The organism is Actinocrispum wychmicini (assembly GCF_004345645.1).
GTDB lineage: Bacteria > Actinomycetota > Actinomycetes > Mycobacteriales > Pseudonocardiaceae > Kibdelosporangium > Kibdelosporangium wychmicini.
In genome coordinates, this window is record NZ_SLWS01000009.1 from 451,159 (window position 1) to 465,020 (window position 13,862).

Genomic DNA, 13,862 nt, shown 5'->3' on the forward strand with positions numbered 1-13,862 from the left:
GCTCAATCCACTTCGACGCACGGTTCACTCTCCTGATCAAGGGCCACCTGATGACTCGGGCTCCAACTGACCACCACCGACTCGCCGGGCAGGGCCGGCAGCACGGCGCCGGCCAGCCGCATCGCGGACCCTTCGGTGCCGTCGGCGAACCGCAGTCCGATCCGGTGGTGGTTGCCGACGTAGACGACCTCGGTCACGACGGCCTTTCGGCGCTGGCAGGCGTCGGGCACGGTGTCCGGATCGGCGTGCAGGTCCAGCCGCTCCGGCCGGACGACGATCGCTTGGCCGTCGTCGGCGAACACATTGGACTCGCCGAGGAACTGGGCCACGAACAACGTACTCGGCCGCTCGTACAGCTCGTCCGGGGTGCCGACCTGTTCGACCCGGCCGTTGTTGAACACGGCGATCCGGTCGGACAGGGTCAGCGCCTCCTCCTGGTCGTGGGTGACGAACAGGAACGTCATCCCCAGTTCCCGGTGCATCCGGGCGATCTCCCTGCGGAGCTGGTCGCGCAGCTTTCGGTCCAGCGCGCCCAGCGGCTCGTCCATCAGCAGCGCGCGCGGCTGGTACACCACGGCACGCGCCAGTGCCACCCGCTGCTGCTGGCCGCCGGACAGCTGGCGCGGCAGCCGGTCGGCGAAGTCGGACAGCCCGACCAGTTCCAACGCGTCCCGCACCCTGGTCTCGATCTCCGGCTTGGGCACCGACCGTTGCTGCAACGGGAACGCCACGTTCTTGGCCGCGGTCAGGTGCGGGAACAGCGCGTACTGCTGGAACACCACGCCGAGGTCCCGCTTGTGCGGCTTGAGCCGGCTGATGTCCTTGCCGTCGATACAGATCGAGCCGCTGGTCAGCGGCACGAAGCCGGCGATCATGGACAGGGTGGTGGTCTTGCCGGAGCCGGACGGGCCGAGGAACGTCATGAACTCCCCCGGCGCGATGTCCAACGACACGTCGTCGACCGCCGGCCGGTGCAGTCCGGCGAACACTTTGGACACTCCGTTGATCCGGATCCCGTGGCTGGCATTGGTGTTCATGGTTCACTCCGACGACGGCGGCGGATCAGTTGCGGCAGCAGCAGGGCCACCGTGGTGACCACCACGATCAGGCTGGACGCGGCGGCGATGGTCGGGTCGATCTCCAGCGTGATCGAGTCGTACATCTGGACGGGCAGCGTGCGGATCTCCGGTGTCTGCAGGAACAGCGCGATCACCACTTCGTCAAGGGACGTGACGAACGCGAACACGAAGCCGGACGCGATCCCGGGAGCCAGCAGCGGCAACGTGATCCGCCGCAGCGTGGTCCACCCGGACGCGCCCAGGCTGGCGGCGGCGGTCTCGACGGTCCGGTCGTAGCCGGCCAGGCTGGCCGACACGGATGTGACCACAAACGGCACCGCCAACACGGTGTGCGCCAACACGAATCCGAGCAGTGTGCCGTTGAGGTGCCAACGCAGGAACGTGCCGTAGACGGCGACCGCGACCACGATCCCCGGCACGATCATCGGCGCCATCATGGCCGACCGCAGCAGTTCCCGGCCGGGGAACCGGCCCCGGTCCAGCCCGATCGCCGCGCCCACGCCGATCACGGTCGCGATCACGGCGGTCAGCAACCCCGCCTGCACCGAGGTGACCAAAGAGGACATCCACTGCGACGACGAGAAGAACTCCTCGTACCACCGCACGGACCATTGGCGCGGCGGGAACTCGAAGGTCTGGCCGGCGCCGAAGCTCATCGGGATGACCACCAGGGTCGGCGCGAGCAGCAACAACGCCACCGCGGTCACCCACAGCCGAAGACCCCATCCGATCCGCTGGCTACGCACGGTCCACCGCCTGGTTCAGCGCCGTGGTCGGCCGGGCGACGCGGCTCACCGCGAACAGCACGATCAGGGTGACCACCAGCAGGACCGTGCCGAGCGCGCCCGCGCCGGGGAAGTCCAGCAGGGTGCCGACCCTGGTCTGGATGACCTGCGACACCAACGACTGCTGTGGCGTCCCCAGCAGTGCCGGGGTGACGAAGAACCCGAGGGTCACGATGAACACCAGGCTGAACCCGGACACCACGCCCGGCAGCGACAGCGGAACGTACACCCGGGCGAACGCCTTCGGCCGGGACGCGCCGAGGCTGGTAGCCGCGTCCATCAGCCTTGTGTCGATCGAACTCATGGTGCTGTACAACGGCAACACCATGAACGGCAGCATCACCTGGACCATGGCCACGGTCACCCCGGTGACGCTGCCCAGCAGCACCACACCGTCGATGCCGATGGCCGCGAAGAACCGGTCGATCAGCCCGCCGCGCTGCTCCAGCAGGTACCACGCGAAGTTCCGGGCCATCACCGACGTCCAGAACGGCAGCAGCACCAAAACAGAGAGCACTGCTCTCGAACGGCGGGACACCCGAGTCATCGCGAACGCGTACGGATACGCGATGACGAGCGTCACCAGGGCCACGATCAGGCCCGTACGCAGGGTACGCAGCAGCACGGTGACCGAGACGCCGTCGGTGAACAACGCCCCGTAGTTGCCCAGCCCGGCGGTCGGCTCGGTGAAGCTGCTCCAGACGATGGTGGCCAACGGGTAGAAGAAGAACACCAGCAGCACCGCGACCGCGGGCAGCAGCATCCACCCGGTCGGCCGGCGTTTCGCGGCGCGCGCCTCAGGGGCCGGGACGGCGATCGCGGTCACCCTGGGTCACCGATTGCCCGCACGTGCTTGGACACCACGCGAACCAGGGTGTCGGCCTGGTCGTCGGTGATCACCAACGGCGGCGACAGCACGATGTTGTTGCCGGCGGCCCGCACGATCAGCCCGTCCGCCCGTGCGCCGGCCTGCACGCTCGCGGCGTCGCGGTCCAACTCGATGCCGAGCATCAGACCGACGCCACGCACCTCCCGGACGTGATCCAGTTCGGACAGTGGCATGAGGCCGTCCAGAATCCGGACACCGAGCACCTTGGCTCGCGCCAACAGGTCTTCCCGTTCCAGGATGTCCAAATTGGCCAGTGCGACCGCGGCGCCCACCGGATGCCCGTTGTACGTGAAGCCGTGTGAGAACATCGCCCCGTCGGCCAACTCCAGCACCCGCCGGCCGATCAGCACCGCGCCCATCGGGATGTACCCGCTGGAGATGCCCTTGGCGGTGACGATCATGTCCGGCTCGATCCCGTAGTACTCGGCGGCGAACCAGTGCCCGACCCGGCCGAACGCGGTCACGATCTCGTCCAGAATGAAGAGAATGTCGTTGCGCCGTAGGACTTCCTGCACCCGTGGCCAGTAGTCGGGCGGCGGCGGGACCATGCCGCCCACGCCGAGCACCGGCTCGCCGATGAACGCCGCGATCCGGTCCGCGCCCAGTTCGGCGATCCGGGCCTCCAGTTCGGCGACCAGTGTGTCGGTGTCGTGTTCGAGGGCGTGCGGCTTGCCGAGGAACTCGACGTCCGGCAGCAGCGGCCCGAATCCCTGACGGAGCCGATCGATGCCGGTCGCCGACAGCGAGCCGCCGCCCATCCCGTGGTAGCCGGCGGTGCGGGCGAGGATCACGGTCCGCTCCGGCCGGCCGGCGTGGTACTGGGCCAGCCGGGCCAGCTTGATCGCGGTCTCGTTGCCCTCGGAGCCGCCGTTGGTGAAGAACACCTTCTCGATGCCGGCCGGGGCCAACCGCAGCAGCCGCTCGGCCAGCCGGATCGCCGGTTCGTTGGAGTAGTCGTTGAAGGACGAGAAGAACTCCAGCCGCCGGATCTGCGCGGCCGCGGCGGCGGCGAGTTCCGGCCGCCCGTGCCCGACCGGGCACTGCCACAGTCCACATGTGCCATCCACATAGGACTTCCCGTCGACGTCCCACAGGACGGCGCCGGCGCCGCGGGCGAAGATCACCGGGCGGTCGGGCGCGCCGATCGTGGTGTGCGGGTGGATGATGCCGGCCATGTCCAGCTCGGCGAGTGTGCTCATGTCCGTCCTCACAGCTTGATCGCGATCGCCTTGGTCTCCAGGAACGCCTCGATGCCCTCGGCGCCGCCCTCCCGTTCCTGCCCGCTGTCGCGCATCCCACCGAAGGGCAGCTCAGGCCGGACCGGTGCCGGGTCGTTCACTCCGATGACGCCGAAGTGCAGCCGGTCCATGGCCGTCCACAGAGTCCGGAGCTCCTGTCCGAAAAGGTACGCCGCCAGCCCGTAGTCTGTAGCGTTCGCCCTGGTCACGGCCTCGTCGGCGGTGTCGAACGAGTACACCGGGAGCACCGGGCCGAATGTCTCTTCACGACTGATCAGCATGCCGTCGTCAGCGCCGGTGAGCACGGTGGGCTCGTAGAAAGCACCCTTCAGGTCGGTCCAGCGCCGCCCTCCGGTGCGAACCACGGCGCCGCCCGCGACGGCGTCGGCGACGTGCCGCTCGACCTTGTCCAGCCCGGCCTGGTCGATCAACGGGCCGATGGACGTGCCCTCGGCGGCGCCGTGCCCGACCCGCAGGGCCGCGACCTTCTCGTCGATCAGCCCGAGCAGTTCGTCGTGCACGGATCGGTGCACGTAGAGCCGGTTGATCGCGATGCAGCTCTGGCCGGCGTTGAAGAACTTGGCCGTCACCACGCCGGCCGCCGCGGCGGCCAGGTCGGCGTCGGCGAACACGATGGCCGGTGAGTGCCCGCCCAGTTCCAGGGACGTCCGGCGCAGGTGGGCTCCGGTGCCGCGGAGCAGCCCGAGGCCGACCTCGGTGGAGCCGGTGAAACTCACCTTGCGCAGCCGTGGGTCGGCCAGCAGCGCCCCGGCCACCTCGGCCGGCCGGGAGGTGGTGATCGACTGCAGCACCCCGGCCGGCAGTCCGGTCTCGTGCAGGATGCGCACGAGTTCGGTGGCGATCAACGGGGTCTGTTCGGCCGGCTTGACGATCAGCGGCGAGCCGGCGGCCAGTGCCAGGCCGATCTTGCGGACCAGCATGCTGGCCGGGAAGTTCCACGGGGAGATGGCCAGCGCCGGGCCGACCGGCGCCTTCAGCACCATGCCCGGCCCGTTCGGTCCGGGCGGCAGTACCCGGCCGCCCGCCCGCCGGGCCTCCTCAGCGCTCCACTCCAGCATCCGCGCGCTACCCAGCAGTTCGCCCCGCGCCTCGCCGAGCGGCTTGCCGTTCTCGCTGGTCAGCAGCGCGGCCAGGGCGTCAACCCGGGCCCGGATCTCGGCTGCCGCCCGCCGCAGGTAGCCGCCGCGTTCCTCGGCGGTCACGGCCCGCCACGAGTCGAACGCGGCGCAGGCCGCGTCGAGAGCGGCCATCGCGTCCTGGGCGTTGCCGTCCGTGACCCGACCGACGGGTTCCAGCGTCGCCGGGTCGACGACCTCGAACTCGGCCGCTCCGGGCCGCCACTCCCCGTCGACCAACAACGAGTTCTCCGGCATCGCCCTGCCCTTCGTCCATCAACGGCCCCTTGGCGGCATAGTGTCGGTCGCTCTGTTGTGATTGTCAACAGATGGACCGACAGAACACGAAACTCGGCCGAGCGCCTACAGTGCACGGCATGAACACCCCGCGAAGCTCCTCGCCGGACCCCGCAGCCGAGAACCCGGCACCGGACCGGCTAGCCATCCACGGCCTGCTGTCGTACCGGCTCAGCCGGGTGGCCAACGCGATGTCCCGGAGCGCGGCCCTGCGCTACCGCCGCGAGTTCGACGTCAGCCTCGGCGAATGGCGGACCATCGCGTTGCTCGGCGCGGACTCGCCGCTGACCCTCAACCGGCTGGCCCGGCTGGCCGCGCTGGACAAGGCGCAGATGAGCCGGGTGGTCGCCAAGCTCACCGAACGCGGCCTGGTGCTGCGGGAGTACGGCGCGGGCCGGACCACCCAGCTGACCCTGACCCGCAAGGGCGCCGCGCTGTACCGTGGTCTGATCACCGCGGCCAACGAGCGTGACCAGGCCTTCCTGGTGTGCCTGACCGGCGAGGAACGCGAGGCGCTGAACTCCGCGCTGGACAAGCTGGGCACGCTCGCCCGAGCGCTGGAACGGGCCGAGGAACGCTAGCTGTTGACATTATCAACACCGTTCTGACACGCTCGTCGGCATCGTCGCCGTCGGAAGGTGGGAATGGTGGCCGACCGTGTCACGCTCTGCGAGTGCTTCGCCCGCGACGGGTTGCAGCACGAGCCGGAGTTCGTTCCCACCGACACCAAGGTGTCCACAGTCGACTCCTTTGTGGCGGCGGGGTTCCGCCGGATCGAGGCGACCAGCTACAGCCATCCGGACCGGGTGCCCGCGTTCCGGGACGCCAGCGAACTGCTGGCCAAGGTGCCCCGCGCGGACGGGGTCGCGTACAAGGCGACCTGCCCGAATCCCCGTGCGGTGCAACGGGCCCTGGCGGACCTGGACGCCGGGCACGGCGCCGACGAACTGAGCCTGCTCGTCTCGGCCACCGAGGCGCACACCGAGCGGAATCTGCGCACCACCCGCGCCCGGCAGTGGGCGAACGTCACCGAGATGGCGCGTCTGGCCGGCGGCCGTTTCTCGTTGGTAGGCGTCATCTCCATGGCGTTGGGCTGTCCGTTCGAGGGACGGGTCGATCCGGGTCTGGTGGCCGAGGACTTCGGCCGGTTCGCGGATCTGGGCGTCACGCTGGTGACCATCGGTGACACGACCGGGCTGGGCACACCGGCCACGGTCGGCCCCCTGTTCGCGCGGCTGGCGGCGGAGTATCCGGACGTGCCCGCGGTGGCGCATTTCCACAACACCCGGGGAACCGCGCTGGCGAACTGCGTCGCCGCCCTGGACGCCGGCTGCCGGTTCTTCGACAGCGCGTTCGGCGGCGTCGGCGGGCACCCGGCGAAGATCGGCTACGGCACCGGGATGACCGGCAACACCTGCACCGAGGACCTGGTGAACCTGCTGGAGACGACGGGTGTGGCCACCGGACTGGACCTGGACCTGGTGCTGGCCGCGTCCGCCCGCTGTGAGCAGGCCTTGGGCCGGCCGTTGCACAGCATGGTGGCCAGAGCCGGGTTCGGCCTGCTGCCCGAGGGGGTTTCGCTGTGACCGTACTGCTGAGCGAGGACCGTGGCGCGGTCCGTGTGCTGCGGATGAACCGTCCACGCAAGCACAACGCGCTCAACACCGAACTGACCGCGGCGCTGTTGGACGCGATGCTCGCCGCGGACGCCGACGAGTCGGTCCGCGCGGTGGTGCTGGCCGGCGAAGGGCCGAGCTTCTGTGCCGGCGCCGACATCACCGAGTTCGCCGACCTGACCCCGGACAACCAGGCCGCCGTGCTGCACCGGGCCGAGTTGACCGCCCGCACCCAGGCACTGCCGCAGCAACTGCGCAAGCCGATCGTGTCAGTGGTGTGGGGCGCCGCGCTCGGCGGCGGCGCCGGGCTCGCCATCGGCTGCGACATGATGGTGGTGACCGCCGACGTCCGGTTCGGCTATCCCGAGCTGCGGCACTCGATCGTGCCGGCGATCGTGATGACCGGCCTGCAGCGGCAGATCGGCCGCAAGCTGGCCTTCGAGATGATCAGCCACGGCCGGCTGCTCGACAGTGCCGAACTGGTCGGGATCGGCCTGGCCAACCGCCTGGTCGACCGGGAGCAGGCGCTCGACGAGGGGGTCGAGATCGCGACCCGGTGGGCGGCGGCCGCCCCGATGGCGATGGCCGCGACCAAGGACCTGTTCTACCGGGTCGCGGACCTGCCGGTGGACCAGGCCATGCGGGCGGGCCGTGACGTCAACGCGATCATGCGCGGATTCCGGGGCTGATGCGGGTGCGACCACTGTCTGGGATCACCGTGCTCGACTTCTCCCGTGTCCTCGCCGGCCCGATGGCCACCCAGGTCCTCGCCGAGCTCGGCGCGGACGTGATCAAAGTGGAGCGACCCGGCGCCGGCGACGAGTCCCGGGGCATGCAACCGGTGTTGCCCAGCGGGGAAAGCGCCTACTACTTCGCCTTCAACCGGGGCAAGCGATCGGTGGCACTGGACCTGAAGTCCGAAGGCGGCCGGCGGCTCGCCCGCGACCTGGCCGCAACGGTCGACGTGGTGGTGGAGAACTTCCTGCCCGGCGGAATGGACCGGCTCGGCCTGGGCTACCGGACGCTGTCGGCGGCCAACCCCGGTCTGGTGTACGTGTCCTGCACGGGTTTCGGGCAAAACGGGCCGTACGCGAACCGGAAGGGTTACGACACCGTGTTCCAGGCGTTGTCCGGTCTGATGTCCCTCACGGGGCACCCGGACGCGCCGCCCGCCAAGGCGGGGATTCCGGTGGCGGACATGACTTCCGGGCTGTGGATCGCGATCGCCGCGCTCACCGGACTCGTCGGGCGGGGCACCTCAGGCCGAGGCACGCACGTCGATCTGTCCATGATGGACGTCCAGGTCAGCCTGCTCGCCCTGGCCGCGGCCCGGTTGTTCGCCCTGGACGAGGATCCCGCCCGGACCGGCACCGAGCATCCAGGACGCGTACCTTCGGCGGCGTTGCGTTGCGCGGACGGCCGATGGCTGCACATCAGCTGCAGTGACCAGCACTGGTTACCGCTGTGCGAAGCGCTCGGAGCGTCGGAACTGGCCGAGGATCCCGCGCTCCGCAGCAACGCAGGTCGACTGGCTCAGCGCGACCGGGTGATGTCCGCGCTGGCCGCCGCGTTCGCGACGCGGCCACAGGCTGAACTGGCCGCTGCCCTGCGCGCGGCCGGGGTGCCGACCGGCGAGGTGAACACGGTACGGGAGATCCTGGCCGACGAGAACACTGTGGCCCGTGGCATGGTCGGCAGCTTCGAACATCCCGCGGCCGGGTCCTTCCCCGCGTTGCGCACTCCACTTCGGATGTCCGATGTGGACTCATTTGAAGCGGCGCCGCTGGGGACGCCGCCAAGGCTGGGCGCGGACACCGAGGCGGTGCTTCGGGACCGGCTGGGGTTGGGCCAGAACGAGATCGACGCGCTGCGCCAAGAAGGGGCGATCGGATGACCGACGTGCTGGTCGAGATCACGGACGGGGTGGCGAGCGTGGTGCTCAACCGGCCACGCGCCCGCAACGGTGTGAACCTGGCGATGTGTCTGGCGCTGCGGGAGGCGTTCGAGCAGTTGGACTCGGACGACAGTGTCCGGGTGGTGCTGGTCCGGGCGCGTGGGCCGGTGTTCTGTGCCGGCGCTGACCTCAAGGAGCGGGTCGGCCGGGACGCGTCGTGGGTGCGGCGCAGGCGGCAGGCGTCGTTCGCCGCGTACGAGGCGATCGAACGGTGTGCCAAGCCGGTGGTGGCGCTGGTGCAGGGCCCGGTGGTCGGCTCAGGCGGCGAGATCGCGATGAGTTGCGACTTCGTGATCGCGGTGAGGACCGCGACGTTCCGGTTCCCGGAGCCGCATTGGGGCACGGTCGGCGCCACCCAGCGGTTGCAGCGGGTGATCGGCCGGCAGCGCGCCAAGGAGTTGCTGTTCACCAACCGGGAGATGCCCGCCGACGAGGCGTACCGGGTCGGGTTGGTGGCGCGCCTGGTCGAACCGGACCAACTGGACGACGTCGGCGCGGACGTGGCCGCCGCCATCGCCAAGGCGCCGCCGCTCGCGATCGCGTTGACCAAACAAGCCGTCGACCTTGGCTCAGAGACCGATTTGGACCGTGGCATTAGGATCGAGATGGCCGCGATCGAACGCAATCTGGCCGACGGCGGCTGGCGCGACGGCGTGGCCCAGTTCGACCGGGAGGCTTGATGCAGCTCGACCTGGCCGGCGTCTGCCCGCTCACCACCGAGGCGGCACTGCGCCGCGCCGCGACCATCGCACCTGATGTAGAGGCAGTGGTAACGGCCCAGAGCCGAATGACATTCGGCGAACTGGCCGACGAGGTGAATCAGATTCGGTCCGCTCTGGCTGCGGCGGGGATCGCGCGAGGCGACCACGTCGGCATCTGCGTGGGCAACGGGCCGCGGTGGGTCGCGCTGTTCCTGGCGATCGGTTCGCTCGGCGCGGTGTCGGTGCCGGTCAACACCCGGCTGCGGGCCGACGAGTTCGGCTACGTGCTGCGGCAGTCCAGGGTGAAGTTCCTGGTCCTGGCCGACCGGCTGCTGACCGTCGACCTGGCCGCGATGCTGCGGGAAGCATGCCCGGCCGTGGACACCGAACTGCCCGATCCACGGCTGCCCGACCTGCGGCGAGTGGTGGTGATCGGCGCGGACGTCCCGGCCGGCGCCGGCTCGTGGGAGCACTTCCTGGCCGCCGGGATCGACCCGGTGCCAGCGGACTGCACCCCGGACGACGTGCTGCTGGTGCAGTACACCTCCGGCACCACCTCGTATCCCAAGGGCGTGCTGTTGACCCACCGCAGCATGTGCGCGAACGGCTTCTTCTCCGGCGGCCGGTTGGGGCTGCGGATCGGTGACCGGTTCCACAGCGCGCGGCCGTTCTTCCACGTCGCGGGAACGACATTGTCGATCCTGTCGTGCCTTCAGCACGTGGCGACGCTGGTGGCGATGGAACGGTTCGAGCCGGGTGAGGCGCTGCGGCTGTTCGAGGCCGAACGCTGCACGCATTTCTCCGGCAACGACACGATCGCCTTGATGCTGCTCAATCATCCGGACCGGACACGGCGCAACCTGGTGCTGCGCGGGGCGTGGCTGGCCGCGTCGCCCGCGATCGTCCGGCGAGCGATCGACGAGCTCGGGGCACGGGAGTGCGTGGTCGGCTACGGGCTGTCCGAGGCGTCGCCGAACGTGGCCCAGTCGGCCTGGTGGGAGCCGGAGGAGATTCGGGCGGCGGCCCGGATGCGGCCCGAGCCAGGCGTCGAAGTCCGGATCCAGTCGTCCGGTGTGGACTCGTCGGGCGAGATCCTGGTGCGTGGCTGGAACGTGATGCTCGGCTACTACGACCTGCCGGACGACACCGCGGCGGCGTTGGACGCGGACGGCTGGCTGCACACCGGCGACCTGGGCCGGCTGGGCGACGACGGCAGGCTGGAGTTCCTCGGCCGGATCAAGGAGATCATCCGGGTCGGCGGTGAGAACGTGGCGCCGGCCGAGGTGGAGAACGTGCTGCACCAGCATCCGGAGATCCGGCAGGCGGTGGTCGTCGGTGTACCCGACCCGCGCCTGGTCGAGGTGCCGTTCGCCTTCGTGGTGCTCAAGGACCACGGCGCCGCCACCCCGGCCGAACTGCTGGACTGGGCCCGGCAGCGGCTCGCCGGGTTCAAGGTGCCCCGGGGCCTGCACCTGGTCGACGGGTTCGAACAGTTCGGCATGACCGCGAGCGCCAAAGTGCAGAAGCGGCATCTGGCCGACCACGCGGCACGGCTGCTCGCCCAATGAGGATCAGCACGCGGGTCACCGAGCTGGTCGGGATCGACCTGCCGATCGTGCAGGCCGGGATGTCCTGGGTGTCGTCGGCCGCGCCGCTGCCGGTGGCGGTGTCGTCGGCGGGCGGGCTCGGAGTGGTCGCCGCGGGCCCGATGCGTCTGCCGGACCTGAGCCGGGTCATCGACGAGGTGCGCGACGGCACGGACCGGCCGTTCGCGGTGAACCTGCCGCTGTACCGGAAAGGCGCCGACGAGGTGATCGACCTGCTGGTGGCCAAGCGTCCACCGGTGGTGATCGCCTCGCAGGGCGGGCCTCGCCGGTATCTGGCGCGGCTGCACGACGTGGGCACGGTCTGCTTGCATGTGGTGGCCGGCACCGAACACGCGCACAAGGCCGCCGAGGCCGGTGTGGACGGTCTGGTGGTGGTCGGCGCCGAGGCCGGCGGGCACCCGCCACCGAGTCAGGTGTCCACTCTGGTCCTGCTGCGCGCGGTCACCGCCGCGGTGCCGGAGCTGCCAGTGGTCGCGTCCGGCGGGTTCGCCGACGGCGCCGGGCTGGCCGCCGCGTTGGCGCTCGGCGCGGGCGCCGTGCAGTTCGGCACCAGGTTCCTGCTCAGTGCCGAGGCGAACGTGCACCCGGCCTATCAGGACGCGGTGCTGCGGGCCGGCGTCGCCGACACCCGGCTGGTCGGCCGTGGGCTGGGCCCGGTGCGCACCCTGGTCAACGACTTCGCCGAGCGGATGGCGAAGCTGGAGGAGACCGGAGCCGACCTGGAGACCCGGCGGGCCGAGTTCACCAGGGCGACCCTGCGGATGGCCGCCCGCGACGGCGACGTGGCGCTGGGCAAGGTGGAGGCCGGCCAGTCCGCCGGTCTGGTCGACTCGATCCGGCCCGCAGCGGAGATCGTCCGCCGGCTGGCGGAGGAGTACACGGCGGCCGTGGCCGGGCTGCCAGCCACGATCGTCGACACCGCGTTGCCGTCCGCCTGAACCGCCCGGTCGCTTGTCGCAGCTGCATGACGGCCACGATGGCGCGGCCAGTCATGCAGCTCTCCGGGACGTACTGTCCACTGTGGACTCCAGACCACGTTTCAGCGCCGCGAGGACCCGCTCCACGGCAGCGTCCTTCATGGCCTGTGGCCAGGACCTGAGCGGACCAGCCAGCAACACGGCGAGTCCGTGCACCGACGACCACGCGCCCACATCATCGAGGTCATGCACATTGACCGGCTCGGCGATCGTTCGGAACAATCCCGGCTCGGCCGCCGCGAACCGGACGTACTCGCGGGCGACAACCCACAGGTCGCGCGCGTCCCGGGTGGCGTTGGTCAAACGCTGAACCACCTGCTCCCGCACGGCCGACACCAACTCGTCGCGATCGGCGAAATGCCGGTACACGGCCGGTGGTGTCACGCCGGTGGCACGAGCGGCGGCGCGAATGGTGATCGCATCCGGGCCGTCGGCCGCGGCGAGCTCGACGGCCGCGGCGATCAACGCGTTGCGTAGGTCGCCGTGGTGGTAACCACTTTTGGCCGTCGTCACGGGCTCGCCGTCAGTTCAGCATGTCTTCGGCCAGCTTCGTGCCGGACACCCGGGCCGCGATCTTGGCGAACGCGATGTCCCGGGACGTCGAAGTGTCATCGGCGAACGGGGAGAAGCCGCAGTCGTCGCAAGTCCCCAGGCGGTCGGCGGGAATGTACTCCGCGGCCAGCAAGATCCGGTCGCGAACAGTTTCCGGGGTTTCCACCGCGGGGTTGATCGGGTCGATGACACCGATGAAGACGCGGTGTTCCGGCTTCGCGTGGTCCCTGATGACCGCCAGCGCCGCCGACGGGTTCTCCTCGCTCGCCATCTGAACGAAGAACCGGCCCGCACGCAGTTCGAACAGGGACGGGAGCAGCCCGGCGTAGTCCACATCGAGGCTGTGCGCGGAATCCTGGTCACCGCCGGGACACGTGTGCACGCCGATCCGCTGCCGCTCCTCAGGTGTGAACCTGTCCAGGACACGGTTGTTGAGCTCGACGAAGGACCGCAGCAAGCCGCCGGACGGGTCGAGTTTCAGCGAAAGCCGCCCTTCGGTGAAGTCGATCTGCACGCTGTCCGCGCCCGCGTCCAGGCTCCGGCGGATGTCGGCGGCGGCTTCGTCCACCAGGTCCTCGACGAACGCGTCCCGGGAGTACCCGTCCAGTTCGTCCGCCGGGTAGATCAGGCTCACCGCCGACGCGGCGATCACCGGTTGCTTGATCGGCCGGTCCGTGTGGCGACGGGCCGCGGTGAAGTACTGGTCAGCGTATGTCTGGTAACGGAACGGGCCCGCGGTGAGGCGCGGGAGTTGTCGAGTGTGTCCGTCCTCGAACGGGATGACGACACCGTCCGGCGCGAGAGCGCCAAAGCCCGCCAACGGATACGTGGCGAAACTCGGCTTCGACTGTTCGCCGTCGGTGACAACCGGAGAGCCGGTCTCCGCGAAGGCCGCGATGGTCTCCGCGACCGCGCGTTCCTGCAGGCCGGCCAACTCGTCGACGCCGGCCTGCCGTTGCAAGGCTTCGACGAGGTACTGGGGGCGGGGAATGCTGCCGATCGGCTCGGTCGGAATGATCATGTGCCGCTCC

General features: G+C 70.0%; 14 protein-coding genes. 7 read left to right on the top strand and 7 right to left on the bottom strand.

Annotated elements, in window-relative coordinates:
* Positions 1–2 precede the first annotated feature (2 nt).
* The 5 genes from EV192_RS37360 to EV192_RS37380 are packed head-to-tail and all read right to left on the bottom strand — an operon-like array spanning position 3 to position 5,385.
* The gene (locus tag EV192_RS37360; protein ID WP_132123338.1) at positions 3–1,037 is read right to left on the bottom strand and encodes an ABC transporter ATP-binding protein; all 1,035 of its coding nucleotides are present in this window, start codon (positions 1,035–1,037) and stop codon (positions 3–5) included.
* Positions 1,034–1,825: an ABC transporter permease gene (locus EV192_RS37365; protein ID WP_132123339.1), complete on the bottom strand. Its 792-nt coding sequence runs from the start codon at positions 1,823–1,825 to the stop codon at positions 1,034–1,036. Before EV192_RS37365 ends, EV192_RS37360 begins: the two co-directional genes overlap by 4 nt.
* On the bottom strand, positions 1,818–2,690 hold the full coding sequence (locus tag EV192_RS37370) for an ABC transporter permease (RefSeq protein WP_243727320.1): 873 nt from the start codon (positions 2,688–2,690) through the stop codon (positions 1,818–1,820). The genes EV192_RS37365 and EV192_RS37370 overlap by 8 nt, the downstream gene beginning before the upstream one ends.
* Positions 2,687–3,952 carry an aminotransferase family protein gene (locus EV192_RS37375; RefSeq protein ID WP_132123340.1) on the bottom strand — a complete coding sequence of 422 codons (1,266 nt, stop codon included), beginning with the start codon at positions 3,950–3,952 and terminating at the stop codon, positions 2,687–2,689. The genes EV192_RS37370 and EV192_RS37375 overlap by 4 nt, the downstream gene beginning before the upstream one ends.
* Positions 3,953–3,960: 8 nt before the next feature.
* Complete coding sequence (locus EV192_RS37380) at positions 3,961–5,385, bottom strand: NAD-dependent succinate-semialdehyde dehydrogenase (protein WP_132123341.1); 1,425 nt, start codon at positions 5,383–5,385, stop codon at positions 3,961–3,963.
* A gap of 119 nt (positions 5,386–5,504) precedes the next feature.
* Here EV192_RS37380 and EV192_RS37385 point away from each other — a divergent pair, with 119 nt between their 5' ends.
* The 7 genes from EV192_RS37385 to EV192_RS37415 all read left to right on the top strand — a co-directional run bounded on the left by EV192_RS37385 (position 5,505) and on the right by EV192_RS37415 (position 12,240).
* Positions 5,505–6,005, top strand: a complete 501-nt coding sequence (locus EV192_RS37385) for a MarR family winged helix-turn-helix transcriptional regulator (protein WP_132123342.1) — start codon at positions 5,505–5,507, stop codon at positions 6,003–6,005.
* A 66-nt stretch (positions 6,006–6,071) separates the two neighbouring features.
* On the top strand, positions 6,072–7,010 hold the full coding sequence (locus tag EV192_RS37390) for a hydroxymethylglutaryl-CoA lyase (RefSeq protein ID WP_132123343.1): 939 nt from the start codon (positions 6,072–6,074) through the stop codon (positions 7,008–7,010).
* Positions 7,007–7,729, top strand: coding sequence for an enoyl-CoA hydratase/isomerase family protein (locus EV192_RS37395; protein WP_132123344.1), 723 nt, complete (start codon positions 7,007–7,009; stop codon positions 7,727–7,729). Before EV192_RS37390 ends, EV192_RS37395 begins: the two co-directional genes overlap by 4 nt.
* Positions 7,729–8,934: a CaiB/BaiF CoA transferase family protein gene (locus EV192_RS37400; protein ID WP_132123345.1), complete on the top strand. Its 1,206-nt coding sequence runs from the start codon at positions 7,729–7,731 to the stop codon at positions 8,932–8,934. Before EV192_RS37395 ends, EV192_RS37400 begins: the two co-directional genes overlap by 1 nt.
* Positions 8,931–9,674 (top strand): enoyl-CoA hydratase/isomerase family protein, encoded by a 744-nt coding sequence (locus EV192_RS37405; protein WP_132123346.1) that lies wholly within the window; start codon positions 8,931–8,933, stop codon positions 9,672–9,674. Before EV192_RS37400 ends, EV192_RS37405 begins: the two co-directional genes overlap by 4 nt.
* Complete coding sequence (locus tag EV192_RS37410; RefSeq protein WP_132123347.1) at positions 9,674–11,263, top strand: AMP-binding protein; 1,590 nt, start codon at positions 9,674–9,676, stop codon at positions 11,261–11,263. Before EV192_RS37405 ends, EV192_RS37410 begins: the two co-directional genes overlap by 1 nt.
* Positions 11,260–12,240: an NAD(P)H-dependent flavin oxidoreductase gene (locus EV192_RS37415; RefSeq protein ID WP_132123348.1), complete on the top strand. Its 981-nt coding sequence runs from the start codon at positions 11,260–11,262 to the stop codon at positions 12,238–12,240. The genes EV192_RS37410 and EV192_RS37415 overlap by 4 nt, the downstream gene beginning before the upstream one ends.
* 51 nt (positions 12,241–12,291) lie before the next feature.
* Here EV192_RS37415 and EV192_RS37420 read toward each other — a convergent pair whose 3' ends face one another.
* Complete coding sequence (locus EV192_RS37420; RefSeq protein WP_132123349.1) at positions 12,292–12,792, bottom strand: TetR/AcrR family transcriptional regulator; 501 nt, start codon at positions 12,790–12,792, stop codon at positions 12,292–12,294.
* A gap of 10 nt (positions 12,793–12,802) precedes the next feature.
* On the bottom strand, positions 12,803–13,852 hold the full coding sequence (locus EV192_RS37425) for a cobalamin-independent methionine synthase II family protein (RefSeq protein WP_132123350.1): 1,050 nt from the start codon (positions 13,850–13,852) through the stop codon (positions 12,803–12,805).
* Between the last annotated feature and the right edge of the window lie 10 nt (positions 13,853–13,862).